This is a genomic window from Ruegeria sp. SAZA006 (assembly GCF_059613465.1).
Map to the genome: position 1 here is coordinate 570124 of NZ_JBXWSO010000004.1, position 15930 is coordinate 586053.

A 15930-nucleotide genomic window follows, 5' to 3' on the forward strand; every position below is an offset into this window, starting at 1 on the left:
GGGGCGGCGATCAGGCCGCCCCAGCTGCTTCAGCCGCGTTCAGCCCGCACACCGTCAGCGATCTGTTTCATCTGATCTGCGGGCAGGAAGCCCCGCAGCATCTCGGTTCCCAGAACAAAGGATGGGGTGCCCGAAATCCGCATGCGCTGCGCCAGTGCCCGCGTCTTGGCAATTTCTTCGGTCACTTCGTCGCTGTCCATCGCCGCAAGGATGGCGTCACTGTCCAGTCCCAGCCCATCCGAGATACGGCGCAGCGTCACCTCGGAAGGCTCGCCCGTGAATTCCAGCAGGGCGTCATGGACTTGCTTGTACGCGTCATCCCCGGCGACCTGCTTGGTGGCGATGGCAAAGCGCGACGAAAGAACAGACGCATCGCCCAGAATTGGGAATTCCTTAATGATCAGGCGGATGTTGCCATCCTCGGCCAGCAGCGCGTCCACTTCGGGGACCGCGCGGCGGCAGTATCCGCAACGGTAATCCATGAACTCGACCAGGGTGATGTCGCCGTCCGGGTTGCCACCGACCCAGCTATAGCCGTCATTGAACAGCTCGTCGGCGTTTTCTGCGATCAATTGCTGGTCGGCCTGTGCTTCGGCGGCAGCGTTGCGCTGCTCCAGGATGTTGATCGCCTCGAGAATGACTTCGGGATTTTCCAAGAGGTATTCCCGCACTTGCGCTCCGAACTCTGCTCTTTCGGATTCGGTCATCGAGGACAGATCCAGCGCATTGGCCGGACCGGCAATCAGGGAAAGCCCCAGAAGGGCAGGTGCTGCGTGTCTGAGGATCATTTCCGGTTCCTTTTCGATTTCTCAGCTTGTTCTGCGGCAATCAGCACATCCTGTGCCCGTTGCCAACCCGTCGAGCCCTCGGGCAACTGACCGATGGCTCGTCTTGCGTGAATTCCGGCATCCAGCAGGCGCCCCTCAAGGGCGAAACGCTCGGCAGTTACGGCGGATGCCATACCGTAGTTGCCGACCTTGGAATAGGCCATTCCCAGATCCTGCATCAGGCGGCCGTTCCGGTAGTCCCGGGCGCGTGCGCTTTCCAGCACCTGCAGAGCCTTTGTCGTCTGTCCGTCGGCAAGCAGGGCGCGCCCGTAGCCTGCCATGATCAATGCGTCGGTCGGAGCCAGCTCGGACGCCTTGGCATAGGCCGTGACCGCCTCCGAGACCCGAAGGTTCTCCAAAAGGATCTGCCCCTTCAGTTCGTGATAGAACGGATCGTCAGGGCGGATGGCCAGCGCACCATCGATGGCTGCCCGGGCAGCCGAAAGGTTTCGGTTCTGATGATGGGCGGCGGCCTCGCGCATCAGGCGAATATCCTGCGCTGTTTCTTCCTTGGCCCGCCGCAGGGTCCAGCCGGGAGAGCGCAGAAACGCGGACAGCTTGCCCTTGACCCGCGCAAACCAGTAGTCGGCATTGGGGTTAGATTTCGCCCGATCCCCGAATTGGTACAGAAATTCCTCGGCAGCGCGCAGGCGTTCACGGCTGGTCGGGTGCGAGCGCATATAGGGATCTTGATTGATCTCGCTCAGCAATTCCTGGCCTGCGAATTTGCGGTGCAGTTCGACCATGCCAATGGGCGAAATCTCGGCCCAACGCAGGTAGCTGGCGGCGCTGCGATCCGCCGAGGATTCTTCGGCCCGCGTATGGCCCAGAAAACTGCGGATTGCGGCCCCTTGGGTGCCAGCGGCAATGCCCGCGGCGGCCTCTCCGCCGCCCGCAGCGGCGGCAATCAGAGCCAGCGCGGTACCGAAACCGGCCGCGCGTTGAGCGGCCCGAAGGTTCTCGGCCCGACGGGCGAGGTGCCCGTTGGCGATATGCGCCGCCTCATGCGCGATCACGGCCTGCAGCATCTCGGGGCTGTCGACCGTCAGGATCAGTCCGTGGTTCAGGTAAATCGTGTTGTAGTCGATGACGAACGCGTTGAACGTGCCGTCCTTGACGACCATCACCCGCACGCGGTTGGTGTTCAGGCCGGCGGCGCGCAAGATCGGAAAGGCCAGTTCGCGCAGCCCGTGTTCGATATCGGGGTCGCGGATCAGGCTTTGCGCGTGGCTTTGCGCGGTCGACGCCATCCACAGCGCCACCGCCAGCAGAATTGCCGGGATTGACGCCAGCCGGGATCCGCGTTCAAAAGCCATGGTCGCAACATGGGAGATGGGCATGCGAAACTCAACCCGGTCGGGCGTTGATCCCTTCATCGTGATGGACGTGATGGAGGCCGCGCGCCGTGCTGAAGAGGCTGGCCGCCACATCATCCACATGGAGGTCGGCCAGCCCGGAACCGGCGCCCCGCACGGCGCGCTTGAGGCGCTGGCCAAAGCGATGCGGCAAGGCCCTCTGGGCTATACCGTCGCGCTGGGTCTGCCGGCGCTGCGGCAACGCATCGCCCGGATGTACGGCGAATGGTACGACGTCGATCTGAACCCCGAGCGTGTGGTGATCACCCCGGGATCCTCGGGCGGATTCCTGCTGGCCTTCACCGCGCTGTTCGACAGCGGTGACCGGGTGGGGATCGGCGCGCCGGGTTATCCGTCCTATCGGCAGATTCTGCGGGCGCTGGGTCTGGTGCCGGTCGATCTGCCGACCGCGCCGGAGCATCGCCTGCAACCGGTGCCACAGGACTTTGCCGGGCTCGACCTGCAGGGGCTGATGGTGGCCTCGCCCGCAAACCCGACCGGAACCATGCTGGACCACGCCGCCATGGGCGCGTTGATCGATGCCGCGCGGGGGCAGGGGGCCTCGTTCATCAGCGACGAGATCTATCACGGGCTGGAATACGAGGCCAAAGCCGTGACCGCGCTGGAACTGACCAACGAGTGCTATGTCATCAACTCGTTCTCGAAGTATTTCTCGATGACCGGCTGGCGGGTCGGCTGGATGGTGGTGCCCGAAGATCAGGTACGCGTGGTCGAGCGCATCGCCCAGAACATGTTCATCTGCGCACCCCATGCCAGCCAGGTCGCCGCGCTGGCCGCGATGGATTGCGATGAGGAACTGCAGGGCAACTTGGCCGTCTATCGCCGCAACCGCGACCTGATGCTGAAGGGCCTGCCCGAGGCCGGGTTCACCAACATCGCGCCACCCGACGGGGCGTTTTATGTCTATGCCGATGTCTCGGACCTGACCGATGACAGCCGCGCCTTTGCCGCCGAGATCCTGGACAAGGCCGGCGTCGCCGTGACTCCGGGGCTGGATTTCGACCCGGTGCGCGGCCACACGACCCTGCGCTTTTCATACGCCCGGTCGACCGAGGACATCGAGCAGGGCCTTGAACGGCTGCGCAGCTTCATGGCGGATCGCCAGACCCCGCAGAAGTCGGCCTGAGGCGTTCACAAACCGGCCACGCTGCGATAGGCTCCTGCCAAACGATCTCGGGAAAACTTGAGGCCATGAGCAGGATCTTCTTTGTATGTGCGCTGATTTGGGCGCTGGCCGGAGCCGTTTTGGCGCAGGACTTCAACGCCTTGGCGCGGGTCCTGCCCGAGCAGAGCCGGATCACAGACGGCAAGGGGGCGGGGGTGACGCTTGAGCTGGGGCTCAGCCAGGGCGTCCCATATCGCGTTTTCACGCTTCGAGACCCGTACCGAATGGTCATCGATTTCCAGGAGGTCGACTGGAGCGGCCTTGACCGGACCAAGCTGTTGCAGACCCGTCGGATCAGCGGGGTCCAGTTCGGCGCCTATGTGCCCGGTTGGTCTCGGATGGTGCTGGATCTGGGGGCGCCCCTAGCTGTCGATACGGCGGCCATGCGCGTGGACCCCGACAGCGGGGCCGCGGTTCTGACGCTGAATCTAAAAGGTACGGATTTCGACAGTTTTGCCGCCAGCGCGGGTGCGCCGCGCAATCCGGGCTGGGATTTGCCTGCGCCTGCCGTCACGCCCCCGGTTGTGCCGCGAGATGGCGAACGACCGCTGCGCGTGATGCTGGACCCGGGGCATGGTGGCATCGACCCCGGCGCGGAATCGGGTGGCGTTAACGAAAAAACCCTGATGCTCACGTTTGCGCGCGAACTTCGGGAACACTTGCTGCGCGCCGGCGGATACGAGGTCGTGATGACCCGGGTGGACGATCACTTCGTGTCGCTCGAACGCCGAATATCTCTGGCCCATCGGGCCAGCGCCGATGTGTTCATTTCGTTGCACGCGGATGCATTGTCCGAGGGGCAGGCTCATGGGGCCACTGTCTATTTCCTCTCCGATGAGGCCTCGGACGTGGCCAGCCAGAAACTGGCCGAACGGCACGATCGCAGTGACCTGATCGCGGGTATCGACCTGAGCGGCTCGGACGACCAGATCGCCGACGTTTTGCTGGACATGGCACGGCAGGAGACCCAGCCACGCTCAGAAGCTTTGGCCCATGCACTGGCGCACGGCATGGGGCAGCAGGGCGGCCCCATGAATCGGCGCCCGATCCGCAGTGCGTCGTTTTCCGTCCTCAAGGCTGCCGACATTCCCTCGGTTCTGGTCGAGATCGGATTCCTCTCCAGCCCCAGAGACCTGAAAAACCTCGTAAATCCCGAGTGGCGCATCGGAATGGCGCAGGGAATTCACCAAGGTCTTGAAGCCTGGCGCCAGCAGGATCTGATCCGCCGCGGCTTGATTGGGCAGTGACCCTGCGGCGCAAAGTGGCTAGAATGCGCCCGTGTGTTTTGACCCTTGGGTGCAGCGACACTATATAGGCGTCACCGCGAACAAAAGGCAGCAACGTGATCCGGTTCATTCTTTCGATTTTTGGGGCGGTTTTCAGCCTCGTCACCTTGGGTATTTTCATGGTCGCGCTGGTGATTGGCGCGGTCTTCTGGATGTATGGCCGCGACCTGCCCAGCCACGAGTCGCTGGCCCAGTACAAGCCGCCCACCATCAGCCGTATCTATTCGGGCAAGGGCCAACTGATCGACGAATTCGCGCAGGAGCGCCGCCTGTTCACCCCGTCCGAGGAAATCCCTGACCTCGTGAAGCACGCGTTTATCTCGGCGGAAGACAAGAACTTTTATTCGCATCAGGGGTACGACCCGCGCGGGATCATCGCTGCCGGGATCGAGGCGGTCCAATCCAAGGGCGAGACGCTGCGCGGCGCGTCGACCATCACCCAGCAGGTGATGAAGAACTTCCTGCTGTCAGGCGACCGGCGGGTCGAACGCAAGATTCAGGAAATCATCCTCGCGACCAGGTTGGAAAAAACGCTGAACAAGGAACAGATCCTTGAGCTGTATCTCAACGAGATCTTTCTTGGCCAAAACTCCTACGGCGTGACCGCCGCTGCCCAGACCTATTTCAACAAGACTTTGCAGGAACTGGCCCCGCATGAGGCCGCGACGCTGGCTGCGATGCCCAAGGCGCCTTCGGACTATCACCCGGTGCGCCAGAAACAGCGTCTGTTGGATCGCCGCAACTACGTGCTGCGCGAGATGTACCAGAACGGATACATCGATCAGGCAACCTACGAGACCGAAGTGGCGCAACCTCTGCGTTCGGTTCAGAACGGTGATTTCGAAAGCTTCCGCACCGCACTGCCACCGCGCGACTATTTCACCGACGAAATCCGCCGCCAGCTGAGCGAGGATTTCGGGGAGGGCGAGTTCTTTACCGGTGGTTTCACCGTCCGGGCCTCGGTTGACGAGGAGATGCAGGTCGAAGCCGCGCGCGCCCTGCGCGAGGCGCTTCAGAAATATGACCGATCGCGCGGCAAGTGGCGCGGCACGGGTGAAACCATCCCCGAGGAAAAACTGAAAGACGAAGCCCAGTGGCGCGAAGCTCTGGCGATCATGGAAATCCCGCGCGACGTGGTGCTGCCCACGCAATGGTACCCCGCGGTCGTGCTGGATGTTGCTGAACAACAGCTGACGGTGGGGATCGAGAACGGTCCGGCCGACGGCATCATCCCGCGCAGCGACATCAAATGGATGCAGGGCGACTTCAAGGCAAACTTCAAACGCGGCGACGTGATCCTGGTCGTTGCCGGGGAAGAGGGCCAATGGTCCGCCCGTCAGATTCCCGAGGTCCAAGGGGGCTTCGTGGCAATGGATGTGAACTCGGGCCGCGTTCTGGCGATGCAGGGTGGGTTCTCGTACCAGGACTCAGTGTTCAATCGGGCCACGCAGGCGCAGCGCCAACCGGGATCGGCCTTCAAGCCTTTCGTCTATGCGGCGGCACTGGACAGTGGCTACAGCCCCGCGACCATCGTCGTGGACGCCCCGATCGAAGTGAACACACCGCAGGGCCTTTGGACGCCCAAGAACTCGACCAACAAATTCTACGGGCCGACGCCCCTGCGCACCGGGATCGAGCAGTCGCGAAACCTGATGACCATCCGACTGGCGCAAGAGGTTTCGATGCCGGTGGTTGCGGGATACGCGGAGCGGTTCGGTGTGTATGACAACATGGGTCCCTACCTGGCCAATGCGCTGGGGGCGGAGGAGACGACGCTCTACAAGATGGTGGCGGCATATGCGATGTTCGCCAACGGCGGCGAGCGCGTCGAACCAACTTTGGTCGACCGGATCCAGGACCGGTTCGGCAAAACGATCTATCGGCATGATGACCGGCAGTGCCTGGATTGCAACTCCAGCTGGCTGGAGCCCGATGCCTCACCCACGATCGTGACCGACCGAGAGCAGGTGATGGATGCAATCACGGCCTATCAGCTGACGTCGATGATGAAGGGCGTGGTCGATCGCGGCACCGCGTCTCGCGTGGTAAATCTGCCGGTTCCGACGGCTGGAAAGACCGGTACGACCAACGAATCCAAGGACGCCTGGTTTATCGGCTTCACCTCGAACATCGTCGCCGGGTGCTACATCGGGTACGACCGCCCGCGCCCGATGGGGCGGGGTGCTTACGGCGGCACGCTGTGCGGTCCGGTATTCCAGAGCTTTATGGAAAAGGCCGTCGAGAAATACGGCGGCGGTCCGTTCGAAGTGCCGCCGGGTGGGCAGTTCATCAAGATCGACCGTTTCAGCGGTGCCCGTCTGCCGGATGACGCATCGGGTGATTATGTGGTGGCCGAGTACTTCCGTGATGGCGTCGACGGGTTCATCGACCGTGTCTATGACGGTGGTTTTGCGATGGGGTCCGATCTGCCGTTGTTCGAAGAGGTGACCAATGGTGGGCGCCAGGTCCAGACCTCGACCGGGCAGACCATAATCGTGGGGCCCAAGGCCAGCCAGGGCGACCTTCAGGGCGGCGGACTTTACTGATCTGCAGCGCTTAGAAACAGGCGTAGCAGATCGGCCTCCGGGTCACTCTCGACCGATCCGCCGGACCGCCAGAATATGGACAGGGCGCATTTGGCCGCCGCCCACCGGGCCAGACGCGCCCGCGAAACATTCATCGCGGCGGCGTACAGATCCAGGCACGCGGAAATCTGCCCGACCTCGCGCACCAGGTCCGGCATGCCTTTTGGGTGCCGCAGCGCATTTGCCAGTTCGAACGCCGGATCCCCGATATAACCCTTGGCATCGATCACGCGCGGGCCGGATGAGGTCAGGATGACATTGTCGGGGTGCAGGTCTCCATGCAGGGGGCGATGCACGGGCTGCGTCTGCAGCAAATCCTGGGCCAAAGCTATGGCGCGCCGCATATCGGTTTGCAGGAGCCGCGTACATTGATCGGCAAATCCGACGTCGAAAAGCGGTGCAAACACTTGCTCCAAAGGCCTCAGTCCGCTCACTTCAACCACCGGTGCAGCGTGCAGGTTCCGCGCCGTTTCAGCCAGTAGTGTCAAGGCGTCGGCCACGTTGCCCGCCCGTGCATGATCGCCGAGGGTCGGACCCTCGAGCCACTCCATCATGACCGCCCGGCGGTCTTCGGCCAGGATCGCGACGGCGCCCCGGTTGCGCCAGGCAGCCAGCAGGCGGCATCCCGGCGCCTCGTTTCCGCGACCGGCGCGGCGATAGAGTTTGAGCGCGACTTCAGACCCGTTATCACGTTTGGCCCGCCAGACACGTGCCGCGCCGGTATCAGCCACCAGCCGCGGGTCGGCCAGATGCCATTTCTTCAGGAACTGCTCTGGTCCGTGCTGCATTTGCTTTTCGGGTCATCTTGTGGTGGCCTGAACCTCTTGCTATCACGCAGGCCTGATTGAGCAAGTTGGGACCTGACCATGCGCGCCGAAATCCAGAACATCGTGGCCGAGATCCAAAAATCGCTGGAGCTGCTGGCCCAGCGTATGGACTATGAAACCGCGCCGCACCGGCTGGAGGAGTTCAACGCCCGCGTCGAGGACCCCAACCTGTGGGATAACCCCGAAAACGCGCAGAAGCTGATGCGCGAACGGCAGGTTCTGGTCGATGCCATCGAAACCTACGAGTCGATCAAGACCGATCTGAACGACAACATCGAACTGATCGAACTGGGCGAGATGGAGGACGATGAAGAGGTCGTCAAGGATGCCGAAGAAGCCCTGAAGAAGCTGCGCGACAAGGCGGCCGAAAAAGAGCTCGAGGCGCTGCTGGATGGCGAGGCCGACGCCAATGACACCTTCCTTGAAATCAACGCGGGCGCCGGGGGCACAGAAAGCTGCGACTGGGCCTCGATGCTGGCACGGATGTATGTCCGCTGGGCCGAGAAGAAGGGCTACAAGGTCGAGCTGCAGTCGGAAACCCCGGGCGAAGAGGCGGGGATCAAGTCGGCGGCTTACAAGATCTCGGGCCATAACGCCTATGGCTGGCTGAAATCCGAAAGCGGCGTGCACCGGCTGGTGCGCATCTCGCCCTATGACTCGGCGGCCAAGCGGCACACGTCGTTCAGCTCGGTCTGGGTCTATCCGGTAGTGGACGACAATATCGAGATCGAAGTGAACCCGGCCGATATCCGTGTCGATACCTACCGGTCCTCGGGGGCGGGCGGTCAGCACGTCAACACCACCGACTCGGCGGTGCGGATCACCCACATCCCGACCGGCATCGTGGTGACCAGCTCGGAAAAATCGCAGCACCAGAACCGCGACATCGCCATGAAAGCGTTGAAATCGCGCCTGTACCAGATGGAACTGGACCGCAGAAACGCCGAGATCAACGCCGCGCACGAAGCCAAGGGCGATGCCGGCTGGGGCAACCAGATCCGGTCCTATGTTCTGCAGCCCTATCAGATGGTCAAAGACCTGCGCACCAGCTACGAGACGTCGGACACCAAAGGGGTTCTGGACGGTGATCTGGATGCATTCATGGCGGCCACTCTGGCTCTCAAGGTCTCGGGCAAAAGCCGGGCCGAGGCGCAGTCGGACGACTGATGCCGCGCAGTTGATCTGCGTGGAAAAGATATATCCAAAACACCGGGTTTAAATGCACACATAGGGTCGCTAGGCTGAGCGCAAGCAAAGCTCGGACGTAACCCCATGAACCTAAGCGATACTTCAGCCGCTGATCTTCTCGAGAAACTCGCGACAGGGCATTTGTCGGCCACCGAGTTGATGCGCGCGACGCTCGACCGGATTGCCCAGGTGAACGGGCAGGTCAATGCAATCGTCGCGCTGCAGGACGAGGATAAGCTTATGGCACAAGCCCGGGCCGCCGACGACAAGTCGGGCCGCGGGCCGCTGCATGGGCTTCCGATTGCCGTCAAAGACCTGGTCAATGTGGCAGGCATCGCATCGACCCAGGGGTCGCCGGTTTTTCGCAACCACGTCCCAGCCGTCGACGATCTGATCGCAGCACGGTTGCGGGCTGCCGGGGCTATTCTGATCGGCAAGACGAACACACCGGAGTTCGGGTTGGGCTCGCACACCTTCAATCCGGTCTATGGGGCAACCCGGAACCCCTATGATCCGGCCCGGTCCTGTGGTGGGTCTTCGGGTGGCGCAGCGGTGGCCTTGGCCACTGGGATGGTTGCGCTGGCGGATGGGTCGGACATGATGGGCAGCCTGCGCAATCCGGCCGCGTGGAACAACGTGTACGGTTTCCGGCCCAGTTGGGGCTGGGTTCCTTCGGAACCGCAGGGTGATTTGTTCCTGCACCAGCTCTCCACCTTGGGACCGATGGCCCGCAGCCCGCAGGATATCGGGCTATTGCTGGATGTGATCTCTGGCCCCGATCCGAGGCAGCCTTTGAGCGTTCCTTGCGAACCCGTCACCCCATTGTCTGTCGAAAGCCTGGATGGGATGCGGATCGGATGGCTGGGCGATTGGGGCGGCGCATTCCCGACCGAGGAGGGGATTCTGAACCAATGCAGCAACGAGTTGGCGATTTTTGAGGGACTCGGCGCAACCGTCGAGGACGTACCGCCGCCCTTCGATGCCGAGCGCCTGTGGGACAGCTGGATCACCCTGCGGTCGTGGAACGTAGCAGCAAGTCTGCTGCCTTTGGCCGACCGGAAAGACGTCCTGAAGGACACCGCGCAATGGGAGCTGGAGCGGGGTCTGGCCCTGACAGCGATGGAGGTCCATGCAGCCAGCGTCACCCGTTCGGATTGGCACCGTCGGGCGGTCGAACTGTTTGCCGAGTATGATGCGCTGGTGTTGCCCGCGGCTCAGGTGTGGCCGTTCCCTGTGGATCAGCCGTATCCGCGCAGCATTGGTGGGGTCGCGATGGACACCTATCATCGCTGGATGCAGGTGGTGACGCCGGTCAGCCTGATTGGTCTGCCCTGCCTGTCGATACCGGCGGGGTTCGGCCCCGGAGGCCTGCCGATGGGAATGCAACTGTTCGGGCCGCGCGGCAGCGACGCGCAACTGCTCGCTTTGGGGGCCGCCTATCACGCCGTGACGCATTGGCCGCAAAAACGCCCGGCCATGGCCTGAGGGCAAGGGGAGGAGAAACGGAACATGGAAAAGCCATTCGGAGTGCCAACGCTGAAACCGGCGGATATCGGCATGTTGCGCACGGCGCTGCATCGTGCCTGGCAGGATTATCGCCGCGCACCGGTCTTTGGCCTTCTGTTCGGCGGCTTCTACGTTCTGGTCGGGTGGTTGATGGCCTGGGTAACCGTGCAAACGGGTACCTCGTTCTGGCTGGTGCTGGCTGCCATCGGCTTTCCGCTGATCGGGCCGTTCGCCGCCGTGGGTTTGTACGAGGTATCGCACCGGCTCGAGCGAAATGAGCCGTTGGACTATGGCGCCATCTTCGGTGTCGTGATCCAGCAGAGCCGCCGTCAGTTGCCGTCGATCTGCGCGATCATCGTCGTGATGTTTCTGTTCTGGTTCTTTCTCGGCCACATGATCTTTGCGCTGTTCATGGGGCTGTCGACAATGACAAACGTGTCGTCATCGCTTGAGGTGTTTCTGACACCCAACGGTCTGGCCATGCTGGCTGTCGGCACTGCTGTAGGCGCGATCTTTGCCATCCTGCTCTACATGATCACCGTGTTGTCGATTCCGATGCTGCTGGACCGGGAGCTCGACTTCGTCACCGCCATGATCTCGAGCTATGCCTATGTCAGCGTGAACAAGCGGGTCATGCTGGGCTGGGGTGCCTTCATTGCGGTCACGACCTTTGTCGCCATGGTGCCATGGTTTTTGGGATTGCTGATCGTGTTGCCTCTGTTCGGTCATGCCAGCTGGCACCTGTATCGGCAGATCACCGAAGACGGCGCAGCGGCAGAGCCGGTTGTCGAAGCGGCCCAAGCCTAGGTTCTCGGGGTCAGGAATCGGGCACTTCGCGGCCCATGTCGACCAGCATCTGACGCAGACGTCCCGCGCCGGGCAGGTTGGCTTCAAGCGCATAGACATAGGCGTGGGTCAGAAAAAAGCTCCGGGCGTCGTCGTCCTGCTGGCTTGCGGCGGCCAGTTCGTACAACTCAGCCAAAGCCGCGATGTCACCCGCCGCATGCGCCTGCAGAAGGCGGGTGTGCAGGTCGGTCATTCAGCGGCCAGCTCGGTGCGATGTGCCATCAGACGCTGAGCCACCCAGTCGTGGAACAGATGGGTCGGCCCGTCCATCGCCGGCGAGAAATGTCCGCCGTCAAACCCCGGCGCCGCGCGACCACGCTGCATCCCTTCGACGACGAACACATCCTCTTCAAAGACCACTTTCCACTGCTCGGCATTGCGGGCGCGCAAATCCGCATCGGTATTCGGCGCCGAATAGAACAGGTGGATGTGCTCCGAGGTCCGGTTCTGGGCCTCGGGCCGCAGAATGATGGCGAAGGCGTGGTCCCTGTGCACGCCCAACAGCACGTTGGGAAAGGCGGCGATGTATTCGGCTGCGGTGTCCCATTTCTCGCTGAGGCCTTCGAAATCGGGAAAAACCCGACCGTCCTCAGTTTTCAGTTGCCGATAGACCAAGGTTCCCTGACCTGAATAAAGGCCGGGCTCCTGGATGTGATAGTGATCCTCAAGCCGCGAGTAACTGTTCAATCCGGGATGTACCCACGGCAGGTGATAGCTTTCGCAGTAGTTCTCGACCGCCAGCTTCCAGTTGCAATTGACGTCCAACCGAAAGGAACTTTCGGGGCCGCCGTGGTATTGCGGCTTGTCGAACTCGGCCCAACGCTCGATCAGCCTGGCGTTGGCATCCTCGAACGCCGGCGCGTCGCCCGAGACGTTGATCCACACCACGTCGCGCCAGATATGGCTGCGCACCTCGATCAGGCCGAGTTCCGATTTGCTGACCGCGTCATGTGCGTTCTGGCCCGGGCCGCCCACATGCGGCGTGGCGACCAGCCGGCCTTCGGTGGAATAGCACCAGCTGTGATAGGGGCAGCGAATGGCGCCTTCGATCTTGCGGGGCTCTTCGACGAGGATCATGCCGCGGTGACGGCAGATGTTCTGAAACACACGGACCGTACCGGAACGGTCACGCAGCAACAGGAGCGGAATACCCATGAACTCCAGCGGAACCGCGTCACCGGGCTTGGGGACATCGGCGGTTACCGCGAGACCGGCCCAGCCATCCAGCAGCAGGGCCCGAGTTTCTTCGGCGTGCAGGGCAGGGTCCGTATAATGTGCATTGGGCAGGCCCAGAGCGGTTTCAATGCTCTGACGAACAGCCGACAGATCGGTTGGGGTGCTGGCCATCTGGTTCTCCTCGCTTCACCACCAGCCTAGGCATCCGGGACCAGCCCTCGCTTACACTTCTGCGACTCCGGCTTTTCTCACAACGACATGCACGGGATTTTAGGCGGTTTCCTATGTCCGGCGCGCCAGTCTTGCTGCCTCCAGCGTTGCCCGGAAGTCGTGGCCCAGATGGCGGATTTCCAATCTGTAGATGTGCGGAGTAGCCGCAGAGTGCTCCATGCACGAACCGATCCATACGCCGTTGCTATCGGTCATGTCCTTGCGGATCACGATCGTCTTGCTGTCACGACCAGCCTCGCGCGACAACACTGCGTAGATATTGGGCCCGGCGCAGGCGGCGAAGCCACGAAGCTCACGGCCCGTGGCGGAACGCGTGCCTGCCATTGCCGGCGGCAGGAAGCCGCGCAGGACAGCACATTGATGCAGGTGCCGGGTTTGAACCAGCCAATGATGGGCGCGTGGATCGCCTTCGCCGCCATGTTGCGTCACAAGATAGACGCCGCTTGGAAACGCGTCCTCGGTCAAGGCTGCCAGTCCGGGCCGAAGGAACTGGACCACGCTTTCAGGCAGGTCACAGCGCCGGGGCGCGGGGATTTCCTCAAGCGGTTTCAGCAGAATGCGGGCATCCACGTCAAAGAACCGGCAGATCCGGTCCAGAACGTCCGGGCGTGGAAAACTCTCGCCAGAAAGATACCGGTTGAACTGCGTGCGGTTGACGCCCAGCTGTCTGCACAGCTCGGCGACCGAAGGATAGCGGTCGGCAAGTTGCCTGAGATTCGCCCCCAGCATGCTGCGCAGCTCGGCGGGCGTGCGAGTGTCTACGGCCATGTCTCACTCTGGTTTGCAACGGTTTGGGAAACACGACCGGAACGGCCAGAAAGGCCGGTCGCCAGTCAAGAAATCGTAAAATTGACCCCATAGAACACGCAGGTTGCATGTTCTTGGCCAAGCGTAACGCGCTCAGGCGCGAACGCAATAGGCATTAAGCCCATTTGTATGGTCTTTTTCTTGTGATTGCTCAGTTATGTACCTGCGGAAATCGATCCGAAAACGCAAAACGCCCCGTCGACAAGGGCGACGGGGCGTTTTGATGGGTTCGCGGAAAATCAGTTGCCGCGCAGCAGGGCCGCGACGCCTGTCCGTGCAACCTCGACAGAGCCCAGCGGGCGCATCAGATCGGCAAATGCATCAATCTTGTCCGGCGCGCCGGTAATTTCGAAGATGAACGAATTCAACGTGCTGTCCACGACATTGGCCCGGAAAATGTCTGCAAGACGCAACGCCTCGACCCGCTTGTCGCCTTCGCCAACAACCTTGATGATCGCCAGTTCCCGCTCGACTGAGGGGCCTTCGACAGTCAGGTCATGCACGTCATGCACCGGGACAATGCGGCCCAGCTGAGCCTTGATCTGCTCGATCACCTGCGGTGTACCGGTGGTGACGATCGTGATTCGGCTGAGGTGTCCGGTGTGATCGACCTCGGCCACGGTCAGGCTTTCAATGTTGTAGCCGCGCCCCGAGAACAGCCCGATGACTCGGGCTAGAACCCCCGGTTCGTTTTCGACCAGAACAGCGATCGTGTGGCGTTCCTGCACGTCCGAGAAGGTCGGGCGCAGGTTGTAGGCCGAGTGGCGGGTGGAACCTTTTCGGATCTTGAGTGCAGTCATTGGAAGACCTCATCGTTGGCAGAGGAATAGTCTGGCGCCCGCAGCCGTTGAACAACGGCGCCGATGCAGACCAGACAGGAAAGATACAAAAGCGGTGCAAAAAGCAGGCGGATCGAGATGTCGGCCTCGCCGCGGAACAGAAAGGCGAAGAAAGCGGGGGCGGCACCCAACCACATCGCTCCGGCCAGCGCCAGGCCCCATGGGCTGTTCGTCAATACACCTGCGCGCAAGAGGAATAGTCCCGCAGCGGCGATCAGGGCAGATTCGTAGAACCACAGGTATGGGGTGGACAGCATGACCGCCAGCGAAAGCACAGCGGCACGCAGGTCAAAACCGATGCGGGGGCTGCGCCAGGTGATCGTGACCATGATGGCCGCGCAGGCTGTGATCGTCCACTGAACGGCCAACGCGACAGGCTCGGGCAGCCCAAAGCTGGCGAGTGTTGAATAAGGGCTGAGCATCAGATTGTTTTCGACGATGGTTTCACGCACCACCGAAAAGTGGACCGCCATCATGTTGCGCATTTCCAGCCAGTATTCCGGACCGTAGAGCGCGGTCGCCAATCCTGAGATAACCAGGGTCGTGATGCCGGCGGAAATGATGGTCGGCCACGCCCGGCACGCCAGCAACGCAAAGGGGATCAGGATGCCCAGCTGAGGTTTGAGGGTCAGAAGGCCGATGAAAAAGCCGGCAAGGACCAAACGTTGGTTCTTGAGCGCTGCAAGCGCCGCCAGCAAACCGGCCATCCACAGGGCAGCGGTCTGCCCCATGAACAGGGTCGGCAGTATCGCGGGCGGCAGCGCAAACGCAAACCAGACCGGTGTGATGCCTTCCGCGAACGGCCGGGCTGCGAATATCATCGCAACGATCGACGCGATCGAGAAGACCAGCCAGGCAATGGGGAAGGGAAGGGCGCCCAAGGGTTGCAGCGTTGCAAGAAACGCCGGCGGGTAAGACCAGGGCATCCAGTCATCTTCCTTGATGACGTTGTGCATGGCGGTCAGGCTGTCGACACTGAAGGCCGACAATGGTTCGCCCAGATGGGCCAGACGCCCAGCGGCCCAAAAGACCCGAAAGTCGATTGGAAAGCCGGCGCTGCCATTGGCCGCGATCTCGCTCCAGCTGAGGCCGAGCCAGATGACAAAGACCCCAAGCACCAGCGCCGGGACAAGAATGCCCAACTGCCAGCCGCGACGCCCCGCAAAAATCTGCAGGTTCTCGCGTGGAGTTGTCTGGGTGGGGATGCCGGGCATGTTCCGTCCTGTCCTGTGCGCGTCCATCAGGGCCAACAGTTTGGTCCTGTGTCCGCA

At 62.1% G+C, this 15930-nt stretch carries 14 protein-coding genes; 6 read left to right on the forward strand and 8 right to left on the reverse strand.

Annotation, left to right across the window (positions count from 1 at the left end):
* Nucleotides 1–29: 29 nt before the first annotated feature.
* Nucleotides 30–788, reverse strand: a complete 759-nt coding sequence (locus AC2FNZ_RS05545; protein ID WP_170338145.1) for a DsbA family protein — start codon at nucleotides 786–788, stop codon at nucleotides 30–32.
* Entirely contained in the window at nucleotides 785–2167 is a 1383-nt protein-coding gene (locus AC2FNZ_RS05550) for a M48 family metalloprotease (RefSeq protein ID WP_496839792.1), read from the reverse strand. The genes AC2FNZ_RS05545 and AC2FNZ_RS05550 overlap by 4 nt, the downstream gene beginning before the upstream one ends.
* Here AC2FNZ_RS05550 and AC2FNZ_RS05555 point away from each other — a divergent pair.
* The 3 genes from AC2FNZ_RS05555 (at nucleotide 2166) to AC2FNZ_RS05565 (ending at nucleotide 7200) form a co-directional block, all read left to right on the forward strand.
* Nucleotides 2166–3329, forward strand: a complete 1164-nt coding sequence (locus tag AC2FNZ_RS05555) for a pyridoxal phosphate-dependent aminotransferase (protein ID WP_496839793.1) — start codon at nucleotides 2166–2168, stop codon at nucleotides 3327–3329. The two genes, AC2FNZ_RS05550 and AC2FNZ_RS05555, sit on opposite strands and share 2 nt — an antisense overlap.
* A 65-nt stretch (nucleotides 3330–3394) precedes the next feature.
* Nucleotides 3395–4615 (forward strand): N-acetylmuramoyl-L-alanine amidase, encoded by a 1221-nt coding sequence (locus tag AC2FNZ_RS05560; protein WP_496839794.1) that lies wholly within the window; start codon nucleotides 3395–3397, stop codon nucleotides 4613–4615.
* Nucleotides 4616–4710: 95 nt separating this feature from the next.
* Nucleotides 4711–7200 (forward strand): penicillin-binding protein 1A, encoded by a 2490-nt coding sequence (locus AC2FNZ_RS05565; RefSeq protein ID WP_496839795.1) that lies wholly within the window; start codon nucleotides 4711–4713, stop codon nucleotides 7198–7200.
* Here AC2FNZ_RS05565 and AC2FNZ_RS05570 read toward each other — a convergent pair.
* Nucleotides 7194–8027 carry an aminoglycoside phosphotransferase family protein gene (locus tag AC2FNZ_RS05570; RefSeq protein WP_496839796.1) on the reverse strand — a complete coding sequence of 278 codons (834 nt, stop codon included), beginning with the start codon at nucleotides 8025–8027 and terminating at the stop codon, nucleotides 7194–7196. The two genes, AC2FNZ_RS05565 and AC2FNZ_RS05570, sit on opposite strands and share 7 nt — an antisense overlap.
* A 78-nt stretch (nucleotides 8028–8105) precedes the next feature.
* On the opposite strand from AC2FNZ_RS05570, the gene prfB reads away from it, so the two are divergent.
* The 3 genes from prfB to AC2FNZ_RS05585 all read left to right on the forward strand — a co-directional run bounded on the left by prfB (nucleotide 8106) and on the right by AC2FNZ_RS05585 (nucleotide 11567).
* A complete protein-coding gene (gene prfB / locus AC2FNZ_RS05575; protein ID WP_170368612.1) occupies nucleotides 8106–9233 on the forward strand; it encodes a peptide chain release factor 2 in 1128 nt (375 codons plus the stop codon).
* A gap of 105 nt (nucleotides 9234–9338) precedes the next feature.
* Nucleotides 9339–10739, forward strand: coding sequence for an amidase (locus tag AC2FNZ_RS05580; protein ID WP_496839797.1), 1401 nt, complete (start codon nucleotides 9339–9341; stop codon nucleotides 10737–10739).
* Between the two features lie 24 nt (nucleotides 10740–10763).
* Complete coding sequence (locus AC2FNZ_RS05585; RefSeq protein ID WP_496839798.1) at nucleotides 10764–11567, forward strand: DUF2189 domain-containing protein; 804 nt, start codon at nucleotides 10764–10766, stop codon at nucleotides 11565–11567.
* Nucleotides 11568–11577: 10 nt separating this feature from the next.
* Here the strand turns inward: AC2FNZ_RS05585 and AC2FNZ_RS05590 are convergent, their stop codons facing one another.
* The 5 genes from AC2FNZ_RS05590 to AC2FNZ_RS05610 all read right to left on the reverse strand — a co-directional run bounded on the left by AC2FNZ_RS05590 (nucleotide 11578) and on the right by AC2FNZ_RS05610 (nucleotide 15873).
* Nucleotides 11578–11799 carry a hypothetical protein gene (locus AC2FNZ_RS05590; protein ID WP_496839799.1) on the reverse strand — a complete coding sequence of 74 codons (222 nt, stop codon included), beginning with the start codon at nucleotides 11797–11799 and terminating at the stop codon, nucleotides 11578–11580.
* Nucleotides 11796–12953 (reverse strand): aromatic ring-hydroxylating oxygenase subunit alpha, encoded by a 1158-nt coding sequence (locus AC2FNZ_RS05595; RefSeq protein WP_496839800.1) that lies wholly within the window; start codon nucleotides 12951–12953, stop codon nucleotides 11796–11798. Before AC2FNZ_RS05595 ends, AC2FNZ_RS05590 begins: the two co-directional genes overlap by 4 nt.
* Before the next feature lie 111 nt (nucleotides 12954–13064).
* The gene (locus tag AC2FNZ_RS05600) at nucleotides 13065–13781 is read right to left on the reverse strand and encodes a helix-turn-helix domain-containing protein (RefSeq protein WP_254920132.1); all 717 of its coding nucleotides are present in this window, start codon (nucleotides 13779–13781) and stop codon (nucleotides 13065–13067) included.
* A gap of 278 nt (nucleotides 13782–14059) precedes the next feature.
* Nucleotides 14060–14620 carry an acetolactate synthase small subunit gene (gene ilvN, locus AC2FNZ_RS05605; protein WP_093962354.1) on the reverse strand — a complete coding sequence of 187 codons (561 nt, stop codon included), beginning with the start codon at nucleotides 14618–14620 and terminating at the stop codon, nucleotides 14060–14062.
* Nucleotides 14617–15873, reverse strand: coding sequence for a glycosyltransferase family 87 protein (locus AC2FNZ_RS05610; RefSeq protein WP_496839801.1), 1257 nt, complete (start codon nucleotides 15871–15873; stop codon nucleotides 14617–14619). Before AC2FNZ_RS05610 ends, ilvN begins: the two co-directional genes overlap by 4 nt.
* Nucleotides 15874–15930 lie beyond the last annotated feature (57 nt).

Excerpts from the sequence above, each read along its gene's own strand:
- AC2FNZ_RS05545 (WP_170338145.1), bottom strand. The coding sequence starts at position 788 with ATGATCCTCAGACACGCAGCACCTGCCCTTCTGGGGCTTTCCCTGATT.
- AC2FNZ_RS05555 (WP_496839793.1), top strand. The coding sequence starts at position 2,166 with ATGCGAAACTCAACCCGGTCGGGCGTTGATCCCTTCATCGTGATGGAC.
- AC2FNZ_RS05550 (WP_496839792.1), bottom strand. The coding sequence starts at position 2,167 with ATGCCCATCTCCCATGTTGCGACCATGGCTTTTGAACGCGGATCCCGG.
- AC2FNZ_RS05560 (WP_496839794.1), top strand. The coding sequence starts at position 3,395 with ATGAGCAGGATCTTCTTTGTATGTGCGCTGATTTGGGCGCTGGCCGGA.
- AC2FNZ_RS05570 (WP_496839796.1), bottom strand. The coding sequence starts at position 8,027 with ATGCAGCACGGACCAGAGCAGTTCCTGAAGAAATGGCATCTGGCCGAC.
- prfB (WP_170368612.1), top strand. The coding sequence starts at position 8,106 with ATGCGCGCCGAAATCCAGAACATCGTGGCCGAGATCCAAAAATCGCTG.
- AC2FNZ_RS05580 (WP_496839797.1), top strand. The coding sequence starts at position 9,339 with ATGAACCTAAGCGATACTTCAGCCGCTGATCTTCTCGAGAAACTCGCG.
- AC2FNZ_RS05585 (WP_496839798.1), top strand. The coding sequence starts at position 10,764 with ATGGAAAAGCCATTCGGAGTGCCAACGCTGAAACCGGCGGATATCGGC.
- AC2FNZ_RS05590 (WP_496839799.1), bottom strand. The coding sequence starts at position 11,799 with ATGACCGACCTGCACACCCGCCTTCTGCAGGCGCATGCGGCGGGTGAC.
- AC2FNZ_RS05595 (WP_496839800.1), bottom strand. The coding sequence starts at position 12,953 with ATGGCCAGCACCCCAACCGATCTGTCGGCTGTTCGTCAGAGCATTGAA.
- AC2FNZ_RS05600 (WP_254920132.1), bottom strand. The coding sequence starts at position 13,781 with ATGGCCGTAGACACTCGCACGCCCGCCGAGCTGCGCAGCATGCTGGGG.
- ilvN (WP_093962354.1), bottom strand. The coding sequence starts at position 14,620 with ATGACTGCACTCAAGATCCGAAAAGGTTCCACCCGCCACTCGGCCTAC.
- AC2FNZ_RS05610 (WP_496839801.1), bottom strand. The coding sequence starts at position 15,873 with ATGCCCGGCATCCCCACCCAGACAACTCCACGCGAGAACCTGCAGATT.